16 protein-coding genes and 1 tRNA gene are annotated in these 16377 nt (G+C 63.0%); 4 read left to right on the forward strand and 13 right to left on the reverse strand.

Annotation, left to right across the window (positions count from 1 at the left end):
• Nucleotides 1-12: 12 nt before the first annotated feature.
• From pstB to NR193_RS20685, 5 genes are all read right to left on the reverse strand, one after another.
• The gene (gene pstB / locus NR193_RS20665; RefSeq protein ID WP_256752622.1) at nucleotides 13-816 is read right to left on the reverse strand and encodes a phosphate ABC transporter ATP-binding protein PstB; all 804 of its coding nucleotides are present in this window, start codon (nucleotides 814-816) and stop codon (nucleotides 13-15) included.
• Nucleotides 813-1664, reverse strand: a complete 852-nt coding sequence (gene pstA / locus NR193_RS20670; RefSeq protein ID WP_256752623.1) for a phosphate ABC transporter permease PstA — start codon at nucleotides 1662-1664, stop codon at nucleotides 813-815. The genes pstB and pstA overlap by 4 nt, the downstream gene beginning before the upstream one ends.
• Before the next feature lie 3 nt (nucleotides 1665-1667).
• Entirely contained in the window at nucleotides 1668-2651 is a 984-nt protein-coding gene (gene pstC / locus NR193_RS20675) for a phosphate ABC transporter permease subunit PstC (protein WP_256752624.1), read from the reverse strand.
• Between the two features lie 65 nt (nucleotides 2652-2716).
• Nucleotides 2717-3772, reverse strand: coding sequence for a phosphate ABC transporter substrate-binding protein PstS (gene pstS, locus NR193_RS20680; RefSeq protein WP_091578615.1), 1056 nt, complete (start codon nucleotides 3770-3772; stop codon nucleotides 2717-2719).
• 510 nt (nucleotides 3773-4282) lie between these two features.
• Nucleotides 4283-8848 (reverse strand): PAS domain-containing protein, encoded by a 4566-nt coding sequence (locus NR193_RS20685; protein WP_256752625.1) that lies wholly within the window; start codon nucleotides 8846-8848, stop codon nucleotides 4283-4285.
• 205 nt (nucleotides 8849-9053) lie between these two features.
• Here NR193_RS20685 and NR193_RS20690 point away from each other — a divergent pair, with 205 nt between their 5' ends.
• Entirely contained in the window at nucleotides 9054-9380 is a 327-nt protein-coding gene (locus tag NR193_RS20690; RefSeq protein ID WP_256752626.1) for a hypothetical protein, read from the forward strand.
• A 32-nt stretch (nucleotides 9381-9412) separates the two neighbouring features.
• On the opposite strand, the gene NR193_RS20695 is transcribed toward NR193_RS20690, so the two are convergent.
• Nucleotides 9413-9649 carry a hypothetical protein gene (locus NR193_RS20695; protein WP_256752627.1) on the reverse strand — a complete coding sequence of 79 codons (237 nt, stop codon included), beginning with the start codon at nucleotides 9647-9649 and terminating at the stop codon, nucleotides 9413-9415.
• 227 nt (nucleotides 9650-9876) lie between these two features.
• Between NR193_RS20695 and NR193_RS20700 the strand changes: the two genes are divergently transcribed.
• Nucleotides 9877-10092: a hypothetical protein gene (locus NR193_RS20700; protein ID WP_256752628.1), complete on the forward strand. Its 216-nt coding sequence runs from the start codon at nucleotides 9877-9879 to the stop codon at nucleotides 10090-10092.
• 87 nt (nucleotides 10093-10179) lie between these two features.
• Here the strand turns inward: NR193_RS20700 and NR193_RS20705 are convergent, their stop codons facing one another.
• The 7 genes from NR193_RS20705 to NR193_RS20735 form a co-directional block, all read right to left on the reverse strand.
• Nucleotides 10180-10548: a hypothetical protein gene (locus NR193_RS20705; protein ID WP_256752767.1), complete on the reverse strand. Its 369-nt coding sequence runs from the start codon at nucleotides 10546-10548 to the stop codon at nucleotides 10180-10182.
• A gap of 282 nt (nucleotides 10549-10830) precedes the next feature.
• The gene (locus tag NR193_RS20710; RefSeq protein WP_256752629.1) at nucleotides 10831-11709 is read right to left on the reverse strand and encodes a glutathione S-transferase family protein; all 879 of its coding nucleotides are present in this window, start codon (nucleotides 11707-11709) and stop codon (nucleotides 10831-10833) included.
• Between the two features lie 29 nt (nucleotides 11710-11738).
• Nucleotides 11739-12320: a VOC family protein gene (locus NR193_RS20715; RefSeq protein ID WP_256752630.1), complete on the reverse strand. Its 582-nt coding sequence runs from the start codon at nucleotides 12318-12320 to the stop codon at nucleotides 11739-11741.
• A gap of 341 nt (nucleotides 12321-12661) precedes the next feature.
• Nucleotides 12662-13033, reverse strand: a complete 372-nt coding sequence (locus tag NR193_RS20720; protein WP_256752768.1) for a hypothetical protein — start codon at nucleotides 13031-13033, stop codon at nucleotides 12662-12664.
• A 20-nt stretch (nucleotides 13034-13053) separates the two neighbouring features.
• Nucleotides 13054-13128 (reverse strand) — tRNA-Glu (locus NR193_RS20725).
• A gap of 90 nt (nucleotides 13129-13218) precedes the next feature.
• A complete protein-coding gene (locus tag NR193_RS20730; RefSeq protein WP_256752631.1) occupies nucleotides 13219-13626 on the reverse strand; it encodes a VOC family protein in 408 nt (135 codons plus the stop codon).
• 31 nt (nucleotides 13627-13657) lie between these two features.
• Nucleotides 13658-14047: a fimbrial protein gene (locus tag NR193_RS20735; protein WP_256752632.1), complete on the reverse strand. Its 390-nt coding sequence runs from the start codon at nucleotides 14045-14047 to the stop codon at nucleotides 13658-13660.
• A gap of 26 nt (nucleotides 14048-14073) precedes the next feature.
• On the opposite strand from NR193_RS20735, the gene NR193_RS20740 reads away from it, so the two are divergent.
• The gene (locus tag NR193_RS20740) at nucleotides 14074-15129 is read left to right on the forward strand and encodes an RluA family pseudouridine synthase (RefSeq protein ID WP_256752633.1); all 1056 of its coding nucleotides are present in this window, start codon (nucleotides 14074-14076) and stop codon (nucleotides 15127-15129) included.
• Nucleotides 15130-15341: 212 nt separating this feature from the next.
• Nucleotides 15342-16253, forward strand: a complete 912-nt coding sequence (gene rpoH / locus NR193_RS20745; protein ID WP_091578635.1) for an RNA polymerase sigma factor RpoH — start codon at nucleotides 15342-15344, stop codon at nucleotides 16251-16253.
• Nucleotides 16254-16377 lie beyond the last annotated feature (124 nt).

Consider the following 16377-nt stretch of genomic DNA (forward strand, 5'->3'; position numbering starts at 1 on the left):
GTATGTCTGAGCTCAGCCGAAGCGGCCGGTGATGTAGTCCTGCGTGCGCTTCTCGCGGGGCGACGTGAAGATCTTCTCGGTGCGGTCGAACTCGACCAGTTCGCCCAGATACATGAAGGCGGTCTGCTTCGAGACGCGTGCCGCCTGCTGCATGTTGTGGGTGACGATGACGATCGTGTAGTCGGCCTGCAACTCGTCGATCAGCTCTTCGATCTTGGCGGTCGACAGCGGATCGAGCGCCGAAGCCGGCTCGTCGAGCAGGATGACTTCCGGCTTCACCGCCACGGTGCGGGCGATGCAGAGCCGCTGCTGCTGGCCGCCCGAAAGGCTGAGGCCGCTGGCGTTGAGCTTGTCCTTGACCTCGGTCCACAGTGCGGCGCGCTTGAGCGCCTGCTCGACGCGGCCGTCCATCTCGGACTTGCTGATCTTCTCATAGAGCCTGACGCCGAAAGCGATGTTTTCGTAGATCGACATCGGAAATGGCGTCGGCTTCTGGAACACCATGCCGATCTTGGTCCGCAGCAGGTTGAGATCCTGCGACCGGTCGAGGATGTTCTGGCCGTCGAGCAGCACCTGGCCCTCGGCGGTCTGTTTCGGGTAGAGCTCGTAGATGCGGTTGAAGACGCGCAGCAGCGTCGACTTTCCGCAGCCCGAGGGCCCGATGAAGGCGGTGACGCTGCGCTCGGGCAGCGACAGAGTGATACCCTTCAGCGCCTTGCTCTGGCCGTAGTAGAAGTTGAGGTTCTTGACCTCGATCTTGGCCTTGGCGGTTGCCTCGGCGGCGATCGTCATGTCTGGAGACAACATCTGGCTCATTTGTCCTCTCTGCGTCCGGTCAGGCTGCGAGCAAAGATGCTGAGCGCGAGAACCGTCAATGTGATTATGAGTGCGCCGGTCCAGGCCAGTTGCTGCCATTCCTCATAAGGGCTGAGAGCGAACTGGAAGATGGTCACCGGCAGGCTGGCCATCGGTGCGTTGAGATTGCTCGACCAGAACTGGTTGTTGAGCGCCGTGAAAAGCAGTGGCGCGGTCTCGCCCGAGATACGGGCGATCGACAGCAGTATGCCTGTGACGATACCGGAAAGGGCGGCGCGGTAGGCCACCGACTTGATGACAACCCAGCGCGGCGCGCCGATCGCGGTGCCGGCTTCGCGCAAGGCGTTCGGCACAAGGTTGAGCATGTCTTCGGTGGTTCGCACGACGACCGGAATGACCAGGATGGCGAGTGCGACAGAACCGGCAAGGGCCGAGAAATGCCCCATCGGCCGCACCATCAGTTCGTAGACGAACAGGCCGATGATGATCGACGGCGCCGACAGCAGGATGTCGTTGATGAAACGCACCACCGTTGTGAGTTTCGAGAAGCGGCCATATTCGGCCATGTAGGTTCCTGCAAGCACGCCGATGGGCGTGCCGACGACGACGGCGATGACCGTCATCACCACGCTGCCGTAGATGGCGTTGAGCAAACCGCCGGCGTCGCCGGGCGGCGGCGTCATCTGCGTGAAGACGTCGAGGGACAGGCCGGCGGTACCCTTGTGGACCAGCGCGCCGAGGATCAGCGCCAGCCAGGCAAGTCCGATGCCCGCGGCGATGACGCACAGCGTCATCATCACGGCATTCTTCCTCTTGCGGCTCTGGTGAAGCGATGAGGCTGTCGACATCGGTCAGGCTCCCGTGCGGGCGTCGATGCGCATCAGCATGTAGCGTGCGATGGCAAGGATCAGGAAGGTGATGACGAACAGGATCAGGCCGAGCGCCACCAGCGAAGACGTGTAGAGATCGCCGACGGCCTCGGTGAATTCATTGGCGATGGTCGCCGAGATCGTCGTCGCCGGCGCGAACAGCGAGGTGCTGATCCGATGCGCGTTGCCGATGACGAAGGTCACCGCCATGGTTTCGCCGAGCGCACGGCCGAGGCCGAGCATGACGCCGCCCATGATGCCTATCCGTGTGTAGGGAATGACAACGCGGCGGGTCACCTCCCAGGTCGTGCAACCAATACCGTAGGCGGATTCCTTCAGCACCGGCGGCACCGTGTCGAAGACATCCTTGGTGATCGAGGTGATGAAGGGCAGCACCATGATGGCCAGGATCAGCGACGACGTCAAAAGGCCGATACCGTAGGGCGGACCGGCAAACAGGCTGTTGAGGCCAGGAATGCCGTGGAACATGCCGATGATGAAGGGCTGCACGGTCGTCTGCAGGAACGGCGCCAGCACGAACAGGCCCCAGATGCCGTAGATGATCGAGGGGATGCCGGCGAGCAGCTCCACCGCCATGCCGATCGGGCGCCGAAGCGGGCGCGGGCAAAGTTCGGTGAGGAAGATGGCAATGCCGATGCCGAGCGGCACGGCGATCAGGATGGCGATCGCCGAAGTGACGATGGTGCCGTAGATCGGCGCCAACGCGCCGAATTTCTCGGTGACCGGGTTCCAGCTTTCACTGGTCAGGAACGAGAAGCCGAAAGTCGACAGCGCCTGCCAGGAACCGGCAAACAGCGAGATCGCGACACCGCCGAGCAGGACCAGCACCAATATGGCGGCGGCGCGGGTAAGCCCGTGGAAGATCGCGTCGGTCAACGCGAACCGCCTGACAGTGGCATCGCGCGAACCTCGAATGGCTGGCAAGGCTTCCTGGACAGCGCTCATGTGAAGCTCGGCTCTTTGTGTTGAGGAAAAAGGAGCGCCGCGACGCGGCGCTCCTTTAGAGGATGTCACTCGCCAGCGTAGACGGGCTTGCCGTCGGTGACGATATCCGACTTCCACGAAGCCTTGATCAGGTCGACGACGTTGTCGGGGATCGAAACGTAGTCGAGGCCCTTGGCGATGTCCTTGCCGTCCTTGTAGGCCCAGGCGAAGAACTTCAGCGCTTCACCGGTGGCGGCGACATCTTCGGGAGCCTTGTGGATCAGCACCCAGGTCGACGCGGCGATCGGCCAGGTGGCGTCGCCGGGCTCGTTGGTGATGATGACGTTGAAGTTCTTCGCACCCTTCCAGTCGGCGTTCGAAGCAGCCGAGCCGAAGGATTCGAGCGACGGCTCGACAACCTTGCCGGCGGCGTTCAACATCTTGGAGTAGGACAGGTTGTTCTGGGACGCGTAGGCATACTCGACGTAGCCGATGCCGCCGTCGGTCTGCTTGACGGTGTTGGCAACGCCTTCGCTGCCCTTGGCGCCGACGCCGACCGGCCATTCGACCGCCGTGTCGGAACCGATCTTGTCCTTCCAGTCGGGCGACAGCTTGACCAGGTAGTTGGTGAAGTTGAAGGTCGTGCCCGAGCCGTCCGAACGATGCACGACGGCGATAGCGGTCGACGGCAGGGTGAGTGTCGGGTTCAGCGCCTTGATCGCGGCATCGTCCCAGGTGGTGATGGCGCCCAGGTAGATCTGGGCCAACGTCTTGCCGTCAAGAACCAGCTCGCCCGGCTTGATGCCGGTCAGGTTGACGATCGGCACGATGCCGCCCATCACCATCGGAAACTGGACGAGGCCGTTCTTTTCCAGGTCGGCATCGGACATCGGCTTGTCGGTGGCGCCGAAGGTCACGGTCTTGGCGATGACCTGCTTGATGCCGCCGCCCGAGCCGATCGACTGGTAGTTGAGGCCTACGTTGGTGTCTTTCTTGTAGGTGTCGGCCCACTTGGCGAACACCGGATAGATGAAGGTCGAGCCGGCGCCGGAAAGATCAGCTGCCATTGCCGCGGAAAGGGTGAAGGTAGACGCCGTAGCCATTGCAATCGCAACGGCCGCCGAGCGGATGAAATGTCTCATGTGGCCTGCTCCTGTTCGGAAGATGGTCTCTCGGCGCCATTCCTCTCGGCGCCCGCTGAGGCCAATAGCCTTCGATTATTACAGTCGCATGACAGTTTGATGTCACCCCGGTAACGCGTCACTGGGGAAGAGAAGGCGTCAGCCAACGAGTGCTCGCGGGGAAGCCTCGCTTTGCTCCCGGAATCAGGCACTTGCGCCGTTTCAGACCGGGACCGGCATGCCGTTTCCGGGTCGTTGCCCTGGTAAAGAAAATCCGGACGGGAGCGCGTTGCTCTCAGCCAGAGGATGTCTTGGCCGGGCCATCGCCGAAAACAGGTCCGTTGGGGTAGATTGACGCTGTTTCATGCCGGCGGTCGCTGCTCCCGCCCGTAACTGGAAGAGCGGAATTCGAATGTGGCCATTGTCTCGCCTGGGCGCCGCCCTTGCTATGGTGCGATCGCGCCATAGTCTTGCACGCAGGGGTAGCGGCGATTTCCGGTTGATTCCCCCTGCGGATGCGTGGATGCGATGCTAGCCGGCGTTGCGCTGACCCTGGCGACCGGCGCCGATCCAGCGCTCGACCTTCTCGAGCAGGGCCCTGGGACTGATCGGCTTGGGCAGATAGTCGTCCATGCCGGCCTCCAGGCAGCGTTCCCGATCGCCCTTCAGCGCATGCGCGGTGACGCCGACGATCGGCACATGCGTGCCGGTTTCTTCCTCCAGCCGGCGAATGGCGGCGGTCGCCTCCAGCCCGTTCATTTCCGGCATCGAGACATCCATCAGGATCATGCATGGATTGAGCCTGCCGAAAGCGTCGAGCGCCTTGCGGCCATTGCCGACGATCTCGAAACCATAACCGGTCTCGCCCAGGATCTGGGTAAAGACCATCTGGTTCACCTCATTGTCCTCGGCCACCAGGATATCCAGCCTGTCCCCGCCACCGCCGGTCGCCGGTAGCCGGGGGCGCACCGCCGGTGGCTGCAGCAACGCCCGTTGTGCCGACGGCGTCGACGGCGGTGGCCGCGGAGCGTCGTTTCGAGCGCCATCGGTCGCGAGCGGCTCGGCCTCGCTGCCGGTCGCGTGGCGATGCCGCTGGATGGTGGAGACCAGCGTCTCCAGCAGCACCGACGACCGCGCCGGCTTGATCAGCTGGGCATCTATGCCGAGATCGCGATAGCTGGTGTTGGCGAGCGACTGGTCGACCGAGGTCAGCATGATGATCGGCGTGTCGGCAAGGCCGGCGGTGTTGCGCACGATCCGCGCCATTTCGGCGCCGCTCATCTCAGGCATCTGATAGTCAAGCACGACACAGTCGACCGGCACGTCATAGGCGGCAGCGGCGAACAACACCTTGAGGCCCTCGGCGCCGCTTTCGGCCGCGCAGGAATCGAAGGTCCACGATGCCATTTGCTCGGTCAGGATGGCGCGGTTCACGGCATTGTCGTCGACGATCAGCACGCGCGCGCCGGTCACGTCCACGGGCATGATGCGTTGCCCGTCCTGCTGCCCGGCCCTCGGCAGCGTGACCGTGAACCAGAAGGTCGAGCCCTTGCCCTCGGCGCTCTCGACACCGATGTCGCCGCCCATCAGATCGACGAGCCGCGAGGTGATGGCGAGGCCGAGGCCGGTTCCCTCGTGCCGTCTCGTCGAGGAGGTGTCGACCTGGCTGAACTTTTCAAACACGAGTTTCAGCTTCTCCTCGGGGATACCGATGCCGGTATCGGTAACCGAGATCGTCAGTTTCGTTCCCGTCGGTACCCGTTCGCCGGTGACGTCGACCAGCACATGGCCTTCGTCGGTGAACTTCACCGCGTTGCCGACAAGATTGGTGACGATCTGCCTGATGCGGCCGACATCGCCGATGAACATGCTTTCGAGACGAGGTTCGACGCGCACGATGAGCTCGAGATCCTTCTCCTTGGCGCGGGTCGACACCAGCGTCGCCACATCCTCGATCGCCTCGGCGAGGTTGAAAGGCGCCGGATCGAGCACCAGTTGGCCGGCATCGATCTTGGAGAAATCCAGGATGTCGTTGATGATGGTGAGCAGCGCGTTGCCCGATTTCACGATGATGTCGGTGAACGTCTTCTGCTTCGGGTCGAGGTTCGATTTGGCCAGCAGTTCGGCCATGCCGAGCACGCCGTTCATGGGCGTGCGGATTTCATGGCTCATATTGGCGAGGAATTCCGACTTGGCGCGGTCGGCGAGCACGGCGCGCTGACGTGCCTCGCGCAGTTCGGCCTCGCGCATCTTCAGCTCGGTGATGTCGGTGGTCGACCCGATCAGGTAGAGCGAGCCGTCGGACGCGATCATCGCCCCCTTGCGGGCGAACTGGTGGCGCACGCTGCCGTCGGCAAGCGTCACGGTTTCCTCGACCTCCTGCGTTTCGCCGCTGCGCAGCACGGCGAGATCGCTGTTGACGAAGGCTTCGCCATCCTTTCCGAAAATCTCGATGTCGGTCTTGCCGAGCGCATCTTCCCTGCCGAGACCAGTGAGATCGCACCAGCCCTTGTTGACGTAGAACTGCCTGAGGTCTGAGCGCTTGGCGTAGATCGAGACCGGCACGTTGTCGATCAGGCTGCGGAACACCTCATTCTCGCGCATGCTTTCTTCCAGAGCACGCTCGCGCGCCTTGACCTCGGTGATGTCTGTGCTCGAACCGACCAGATGCACCGATCCGTCCAGCGCCACCAGGCGGCTCTTGCGCGTCATCAACTGGCGCAGCGTGCCGTCGCGATGGGTGACCGGCTCCTCGATCTCCCTGACTCGACCGGTGACGACGACCTCGGTGTCGTCGTGGCTGTAGCTTTCGGCATCTTCGGCGCCGAACAACTGGCGGTCGGTGCGGCCGATGACGTCTTCCTTGGCAATGCCGGTCAGCGCGCACCAGGCCTTGTTGACGAATTCGATGCTCAGATCCTGCGCCTTGATGAAGGCGGCCACCGGCAGCTCGTCCATCACATGCCGGAACAGATCGATCTGGCGCATGCTTTCCTGCAGCGCCTTTTCGCGGCTCTTGATCTCGGAGATGTCGACGCGCACGCCGATGAAGGTGCCATCGTCGGTCCGCATGTCGTAGACCTGATACCAGCGGCCATCGGGATTGAGACGCTCATAGGACGAGTTGGGCAAACGGTAGCGGGCGAGAATGCCGTCGAGCCAGCGCTCGGGGTCGCTGTCGTACAGTTTGTCGACTTCGGGATCGCCACTGAGGCGGAAATAGCCGACCGAATGGCCAAGCGCCAAAGCCTCGCGGAAGGTGCGGCCTGCCTGCCATGCAGGCTTCAGGTCAGGCAGCGTGTCCTGCAACTTGCGGTTGGCGAAGACGAACTTGTCGTCACGGTCATAGATGATGACGGCGGCCGGCAGCGATTCCAGCACGGTCGCGAGATTCTTGCGTGCGTCCTCGGCTTCCGTCTCGCGGCGCTTCATGTCGGAAATGTCGAAGATGAAGCCGGCGACATAGTTGCGGCCGCTGGCCATGCCGACGCGGCTCTTCCTGACGATGCGCGAGCGGCTGGCGCCATCGGCCTCGAAATTTTCTTCCACTTCGTAGGGCCGTCCGGTGGCCAGCACGTCCCGTTCGCTCTGTTCGAAAAGCGCGACATCGTTCAGCGTGAGGAAATCGCCGCCGGGCTTGCCGAGCATGGCCCGAGGCGTCTGTCCGAACAAGGTGGCGAAGGCCTCGTTGACGAACACGAAGCGCAGATTGTCGTCCTTGACGAAGATCGGATCCTTGACGGCGTTGATGACCGCTTCCGCCAGCCGCGCTTTCTCCAGCGCGTCGGCAAGTTCGGCTTGGCGGTTCTTCATGTCGGTGACGTCGACATAGGAGATCAGCCGCCTGCCCCCGGCCAGCGGCGCCATCGACGAGATCAGCGTGCGGCCGTCATTGCGCGGGAACTGCCGCGATCCGGCCGTGCCGGCCCTGATTTCCGCCTCCCGATCGGCGATATGCCGCTGCCACGTCGCGTCGTCGGAGCCATACGGGTCGACGTCGCGGCTGGCGTCCATCAGATCGCGGAAGTTGCAGCCGATCTCGGCGCGCCGGGCGTCGATCTGCCAGAAATCGTAGAAGGCACGGTTGATGACTTCGGCGCGCATGTCGGCATCGAGGACGAGGACACCGATCGGCATCTGGTCGACCATGGTGCGGAGATTGGCGAAGGTTTCGGCGATTTTGGCGTTGGCGCTCTCGATCTCGGCATCGTGACGCTTGACCTCGGTGACCTCGTAGTAGGTCAATAGCCGCTTGCCCCCGGACAGCGCCGTCACCGAGAACATCATCGTCCTGCCGTTGGCATGGGAAAACTCGCGTGGCGCGACGGAGCCGGCGCGAATCTCCTCGATGCGGGTGGCGAGGTAGCGCTGCCATTGCTGTTCGTCGAGATCACCGTAGATGCCGTTGCGGCGGTTGAGTTCCATCAACAGGCTGAACGGAGCGCCGACGGTCACGGCGCCGTCCGGAATCCTGGAGAGGTCGCGATAGGCCTTGTTGACGATCAGCGTGTCGAGCCGGGCGTCGAGCAGCACGACCCCCATGTGCATGGCGTCCATCGTCCGCTCGAGATCGGCAAGAAGCTGGGCCGGCTCGCCGCCCGCCGGCGGCTCCTGCTCCAGCTTCTCGAAGGCGCCGGCCAGCGCCGTCACGTTGCGGCCGATGCCGCGATAGCCGGTGAATTGTCCCGCGTCATCAAACCTCGGAAAGCCTGATATCAAGACCCAACGGCAATCGGCGGAGCCACCTTTCAGCTCATAGACGAAGTCGCGAAACGGCCGGTGCGCCTGCAGATCCTCCAGATGCGCGGCGGCACTGCGGTCGCCGTTCAGGACCCGCTTGAGGAAGTCGAAGCGGAACCGGCCAAGCACATCAGCTGGATCGATGCCGGTGGCTGCCTGGTAGTTTTGCGACAGCCACGAGAATCGCAGCTCGGCGTCGGTCTCCCATATCCAGTCCGAACTGGCCTCGACCAGTTGGCGAAGCGCGTCGGCCGAATCCATGTCCGCGGCGCACGATGGTGCACCGTCGCCGTGCGATGTCGATTTGCGGGTCCCACGTTTGCCGCGCGTGCCGATTGCTTCGTCCGCTTCCGCCATGCCATCCCCACCCCGAAAACCAAGGCCGAACCCTCCTCCGCGGCTCGTCGGCGGAATGTGCCCGAGAAGCATTAACGATCCGCTAACCTTAACGGCTGGTTAGAGAGCGATGTGCCGGCCCGGCCTGAGTTATTCCGCCCGGTTGTCGGGGAGCCCGTAGCCGCTATATAAGCGCCTAGGGGTGTTGCTAATGTTCGGACGGTTTTTGCCTTTTTTCGTGGGCGTGTCGCTGCTTTCTGGCAGTGGCTGCTCGCGCACCTATGATGGCACCGTCGTCATCCCGAGACCGCTCGATGTCCGGCGTTTCTGGGATCGGCCGCCGCCGAATGTCGAATACGGACAGTCGCAGGCCGAAAGCGGCGCCTTTCCGGTGGCGCCACAGCCGCCGAGGCGCTTTTCCGAGGCCACCGCGCCGAGACGGCACCAGACGAGGGTCTCGACGCCGCCCTCGCAGTCTTCCGGCCCCGAGAAGCCGCTGGCATGCAGGAATGTCAGTGAACCGGGCAAGCGAATTCGAATGGTCTGCGACTGACGCTCCGGAAAAGTCCTTTCAGGGAATTGCCTTTACAGCGAGGCCGCACCCTTTTTGGGTTCTGTCGCACCCAACTTGTCGAGCGCAAGCCGAACCTGGCGCAAATCGTCCTGCCAGCCGTCATCGTCGTTCATCGGGCTTTCCGACGCGGCTCGCTGCAATCCCCGTGCCTCGGACTCGATCTCGCGTAACCCGGCGATCTTCTGCTCGTAGGTCAGGGCGTCGTCCTCGACGATCTCCAGCACCCTCATTTCCCTGAATGTGGCCATGGCGTTTCTCCTGGCTGATGTCGATGACAACGCCGTGAGCGCCCCTCCGTTCCAGGCGGCCGGGCCGACCACGCGCACCGGCCGCTGGCTTCGATTGACTGGTGCTGGGCGGCCTCGGATTGCCGGTGGCTGACGGTTCGACGAAGCCGCGATCAAACCATCGTTACCGGCCGCCCTCCTGAAACCTTTGCCCGACCTGCGGCGTTGATGGCCGAAGGAGAACGCAGATGTCGATCCATTTCACGGTCTCGGACCTGACGAGAAACCTCTTTCACTCGCTTGGGCTGGATCACGAACGCGCGCCAAGGCCTCTTAACCCCGAGCAGAAGCTGCTGCTGGAATGCTATCTGGCGGGCCAGATTCCGGAATCGGCCTGGAATGACTATGTCTTCGAGACGCCCGATCTTGCCCGCCATGCAGATGCCAGGCGCAGTCATCACTGAGCCCGCCATCCGCGTAGTGATCACCAGCCCGAAAGCCCGAATGGGTCAACGGGTCGTGCACGCCCGCCGGTGCATGCCCGCTTCGGCCTAATTTTTGGGAGAGGTGAATTGCAAGGTGAACACGTTGCCTGCCATGCCTTGCGCCAGCGTCGGCGAGAAGGATAAGGGCAGGCAGTTCTGCAGGGCCGTGGTGGCGGCATCGACGAATGATTTCTTCGCCTTGGCGTCGCCGTCCACCTTGATTGCAGTCGGCCTCGGTGGGCCGATCAGCGTGCCGTCGCGCTTGAAGCTGAAGCTCAAGGTGACGCTGGCATTTCCGGCGTCGACCGGCGGCGTCCAGCATGCCTGGATCGCGGCCCTCACTTCATTCATGGTGTTGAGCGGCGCGGCAAACGACGGGCAGCAGATGCCTGCCGACATCACGCCCGCAATCGCAAGTTTGGCCACGCTTTTCATCGCAATCCCCACGTCTCCACCGTCAATCGACAGTCCCTGCCGGACTGCCGAAATGGATGGTAAGGCCAACACCGGCAATGACAATATCTCACGGTAAAAAGTTGATGCCGAAAAACGCTTGCGCCGCCTGCCCGCCTCATTGCCATGTCCCGACGATAGCGTGCGAAAAAGCAAAAAGGCCGGCATTGCGCCGACCTTTCCTTTCACTCGGCGCCAGTACATCCGTGGTCGCGGGGTGAATTACCGGCAGTAGACAGGGTTTTGGTTAACGAGTCCTTAACCTCATGCCTTGGGCTGCGACCGCACATAGGCGATGTAGCCGCGCACGTCGGCGGCCGGCTCGGCATAGGCCTTGCCGAGCTTCTTCTCGATCGCCTCCACGTAGTCCTTCGCCCATTTGGGCAAGGGGTAGTCGATGACGGCCAGGAATTCGAGCGTCGCCGCCAGGCGGATGTCGGCGATCGAAGGGCTCGTGCCGCCGATGAACGGCTTGCCGTCCCTGAAGAAGCTGTGGAAGACCTCCAGCGGCTCGGCGATGGCGGCCATGGCGGCCTTCTGGGCTTCGGACTTCTTGTCGGGGTGGGCGTCGCTATGGCCAACCTCGCCGGCATATTGCGGGAAGCCGAGCGCCGGATAGGTGGCGCGTGCGACATAGGGGTAGAGCGTTCCGATCAGATAGAACATGGCGCTGTCGATCATAGCTCGCTTGGCCGGTGCTTTCGGATAGAACTTCTCCAGCCCATGCTTGTTGGCGAGATACTGCATGATGGCGCAGCTTTCCCACAGAACGCCGCGCGGCAGGCCCTTGTCCTCGATCATTGGCGTCAGATGCGCCGGGTTGCGCGCCATGTATTCGGGCGAGCGCGTGATGCCCCAGGCGTCGGTCTCGGCATGATCGAACCCGGCCGCTCTCGCAAACACCCGAACGGTCATGTTGTTGACGCTCGGTTTCAGCATGCTGAGCTTCAGCATCGGTTTCTTCGCGGACTTCGCCTTGGCCTTCGGTGCGGTCTTGGTGGAAGCCTTGGCTGCAGGCTTTGCCGCCGCCTTCGCGGCCGCTTTTGGCGCTGGCTTGGCTGCCGGCTTCGCAGCCTTCCCCGCCGGCTTTGCGGCTGCCTTGGCCGCCGGCTTCTTTGCGCTCTTGGTAACAGTCTTTGCCATTGTGTTCCTCCCTTTTGTTTTGGCTATCGTCAGTATGGGTTCTTCGGCGCCCGGTCGTCCGACAGGGTGGCGCGGGAACGCTCGACGAGCGCCTGGATCGCATCGGCAAGATGCACTTCCGCGATGTTGTAGTCGCCGCGCGCGACGCGCAGTCCGTGCGCTTCCATCAGCACGTCGGCATGGGTGAAGCCCGCCGGCGGCTCGAAGCGGTAGGAGGCGAGCTCGATCAGCAGGCCGAGCGGATCCTCGAAATAGATCGAATCCATGAAGCCGCGATCCTTGACGCCGCTGTGCTTGATGGCGCGCTCGTCGAGCCGGGCGACCGCCTGCAGGAAGGTGACGCGCGACACCGCAAAGGCGATGTGGTGGACGCAACCCGGATCGGTCGGCGTGCGCCGCTTCGGCGGCGTGCGGCTCTCGTCGGTGAAGACGGTGATCAGCCGGCCATCGCCGGGGTCGAAGTAGAGGTGGCTTTCGCTCGCCTTGTCGAGGTTGGGCTGCTCGAAGACGAACGGCATGCCGAGCACGCCTTCCCAGAAATCGATCGAGGTCTGGCGCCCGGCGCCGACCAGCGTGATGTGATGCACGCCTTGCGATTGCAGTTTCCGCATTGGTCTCCCTCCCGAGGCATCGACTGCCCGTCCGGATCTGCTCGGGCAACGGCGTTCTGCGCGCCGCTCTAGCCGGGGATCCATTACGCGATGCTAATCCAATCAGCCCCGCTGCGCCAGAAGCGGCGAATGCGATCTAGATTGGACGATTGGTGGAAAGCTCTGAGAGAGGTATGCCCGAGGCGCAGCACGCCAAAAAGCCAAAAAGGCCGGCACTGAGCCGACCCTTTTCTTTCGATGTTCGCACCGGTACATCCGTGGTCACGCGCCGAAAGCAAATTGCCTCCGGTAGATAGGCGATTGGGGAACGAAACGTTGATTTCGGCCGCGCGGCAAAATCGTCAGTCAAGAAAGATGATTTTCTTGAACGCCATCATCTCTCCCATGACGTTGCCGCTATCATCGACCTGCTGCCCTTGCCCGACCGTAACCGTCACGCGTTTTCCCTTGTAGCGAGACGGCATTACGGTTTGCTCGTTCCAGCTTTCGCACTCGGGTGCGGCACACAAGCCAACTTGCTCGGCCTTCTTGCGGTCAACAATGGTTAGATAACAATTGTCACCACATTCGAAGCCTCGAATGGTACCCGTGATCTTCCTGTCCTTGGAGAAGGACGGGTTACACTGGGCAATCACGGACACGGAGACGAGGAGAGCCAAAGCCAGTTGTTTCATGCGGCCAACTTGCTGCAACAGGCCTCGCTGCGCAAGCATCACATCTGGCAGAAAATCCTTGGTACGCCCAAGGGGAATCGAACCCCTGTTCCCGCCGTGAGAGGGCGGTGTCCTGACCGCTAGACGATGGGCGCGTTCAAGAACCGGCGATATAGGCTGACGGCTGGGAAAAAGCAACTGGGGTTCGGCCGCTTTCCCTTCTCGGGGAAAAGTCGGCTGCGGGCCTACCGTTTCGGCTCGATCAGGTCCCAGAGATTGCCGTGCAGATCGGCGAAAACCGCCACCGTGCCATAGGGCTCGAAGCGCGGCGCCTCGCGGAATTCAACGCCCTTGTCCAGCATCGCCGCATGGTCGCGGGCAAAGTCGTCGGTCTCGAGGAACAGAAACACGCGGCCGCCGGTCTGGTTGCCGACGCTTTTGCTCTGAGCCTCGTCGGAAGCCTCGGCCAGGAGCAGCCTGGCGCCTTGCCCGTTGGCCGGCGCGACGGTGACCCAGCGCTTGCCGCCGCCGAGATCGACGTCCTCGACGAGCAGAAAGCCGAGCCGCTCGACGTACCAGGCGATCGCCTCGTCATAGCTGGCGACGACCAGCGCTACCGTCGCGACGCGACGATGTTCGGCGAACCCGGTCATGCCCGAGGCCTACGCATTTGTTGCGGCCGGCTCATTTGTTGCGGATCGCAAACCGGCCGATCAGGCGGCGCTCGGCGATGTCGTAGACGAAGATCGTGCGGCTGCCGTCGGCAAGCTCGGCGTCGATCGAGACACGGTTGCCGGACAGCGACTGGCTGATCACCTTGGCACCGACCGGCAGCACGATGTCGCCGCTGACCGGCTCGCCAGCAGGCACCTGGATGTCGCCTGCCAGCGGCGGGGTCGCGGGCGGTGCGTTGCGCGCTTTGTAGACAAGGGCTCCGATCACCACCATAAGGGCAAGAAACAGCAGGCCGAGATTGATCCCGACGAAGCGGACGAGTTTCTTGCGCACCTTTTCGACCTCCGGGTCGAGCGGCTTCTCCCGACCTTCAACTGGGTCTTCCTCGGCGATGGCCATGGCAAAGCATTCCGGAACGATTTTCGATGAGCGCTCATAGCGAAGAGGCCCCTGAATTGATAGAGGACCAATTCATGGAGGCAGCACCCACCGTGCTGGTCGCGGGTGCGGATGCGACCGGCCAGCGCCTCGACCAGTGGCTGGCCGCCAGCCTCGGTCCGGACATGTCGCGCAGCCGCGTGCAGATGCTGATCAGGCAGGGCGCGGTCAGGGTCGACGGCAAGCCTGTCGACGAGACCAAGCGCAAGATGACCGCGGGCGAAAGCGTGTCGGTCGCCATGCCGGAGCCGGAGCCGGCCGAGCCGCAAGGCGAAAACATCCCGCTCGATGTGCTCTATGAGGATGACGAACTGATCGTCATCAACAAGCCGGCCGGGCTTGTCGTGCACCCTGGCGCCGGCAACTGGACCGGCACGCTGGTCAACGCGCTGATCCATCACTGCGGCGACAGTCTTTCGGGCATTGGCGGCGTGCGGCGGCCGGGCATCGTCCACCGCCTCGACAAGGAGACCAGCGGCGTCATGGTGGTCGCCAAGACCGACCGCGCCCACAAGTCGCTGTCCGAGGCCTTCGCCGATCACGGCCTGACCGGCGACCTCGAACGCGCCTATCTGGCGCTGGTCTGGGGCATCCCGCAGCGGCCGACGGGAACGGTCGATGCACCGCTCGGCCGCGCCGCCGACCGGGTGCGTCGCGCCGTGGTGCCGGAAGGGCGCGACGATGCCCGCCATGCCGTCACCCACTTTGCCGTGCAGGAGCGTTTCGGCGAGAAACAGCAGCAATTCGCCACGGCAAGCCTGGTCGGATGCCGGCTGGAGACCGGCCGCACCCATCAGATCCGCGTCCACATGGCGCATATCGGCCATCCGGTGATCGGTGACCCGGAATACGGCCAGGCCTTCCGCACCAAGGCCAATCGGCTGCCTGAACCGTTGAAAAGCCAGGTCAAGGCATTTTCCCGGCAAGCTTTGCATGCCTGGCTCCTTGCATTTCGTCACCCGGCTACCCATCTAACGATGAGGTTCGAGGCGCCGTTGCCGGGGGACATGGAGGAACTCGTCGGCGGCTTCCGCAAACTTTGAACCCTGTCACCAACAACCCTTCAAGCTAGCCTTCAAAACCTGACCCGCATTGTTCACTTCAACGTGACACACTGTTTCGTGTTGAACAAACGCCTGTCTTTTCTGGTTTTGTTCCTGTATAACAACTGACGTCGCGAGCGAGCCTTTTGGTGCTCGTGTCATATGCCCGCCGCGTTTCGGGGGCATCACTCCAATAGAGAGGGGGCGCTATCATGGCCCAGTCATTACCCAGTATCGTTTCCGGCGAAGGCGGCCTCAGCCGCTACCTGGAAGAAATCCGCCGCTTTCCAATGCTGCAGCCGCAGGAAGAGTACATGCTCGCCAAGCGTTACGCCGAGCATGAAGACACCACCGCGGCGCACAAGCTCGTCACCAGCCACCTCAGGCTCGTCGCCAAGATCGCCATGGGCTATCGCGGCTATGGCCTGCCGATCGGTGAAGTGATCTCGGAAGGCAATGTCGGCCTGATGCAGGCCGTCAAGAAATTCGAACCCGAGCGCGGCTTCCGCCTCGCGACCTATGCCATGTGGTGGATCAAGGCCTCGATCCAGGAGTACATCCTGCGCTCGTGGAGCCTGGTCAAGATGGGCACGACCGCCAACCAGAAGCGTCTGTTCTTCAACCTGCGCAAGGTGAAGGGCAAGATCCAGGCGCTCGACGATGGCGACCTGAAGCCCGATCAGATCACCGAGATCGCCACCAGGCTGAACGTCTCCGAAGCCGAAGTGGTGTCGATGAACCGCCGCCTTTCGGGCGACGCCTCGCTCAACGCACCGATCCGGGCAAGCGAAGGCGAGTCCGGCGAATGGCAGGACTGGCTGGTCGACGACCATGAAAGCCAGGAAGATATGCTGATCGAGCAGGACGAGCTGGAAAACCGGCGCGGCATGCTGTCAGGCGCTCTTGCCGTGCTCAACGAGCGCGAGCGGCGCATCTTCGAGGCCCGTCGCCTCGCCGAAGAGCCGCTGACACTGGAAGAGCTGTCGGCCGAGTTCGACATCAGCCGCGAGCGCGTGCGCCAGATCGAGGTGCGCGCCTTCGAGAAGGTGCAGGATGCGGTCAAGGCCGCCGCCAAGCGCCAGACCCAGGCGCTGCGCACCATCGAGGCACAGCCGGCGGCTTGAAGCCAGCTTCGGCACGAAACAGAACGGCGGCGCCAGGAGACTGGCGCCGCCTTTTTTCTGTCTTAGCATCGGCGCTGGCGGTTGGTGAAGACGAGGTTACAGCCAATCTCCCCTTGCGGGGGAG

The sequence above is a fragment of the Mesorhizobium sp. Mes31 genome, assembly GCF_024519675.1.
GTDB lineage: Bacteria > Pseudomonadota > Alphaproteobacteria > Rhizobiales > Rhizobiaceae > Mesorhizobium.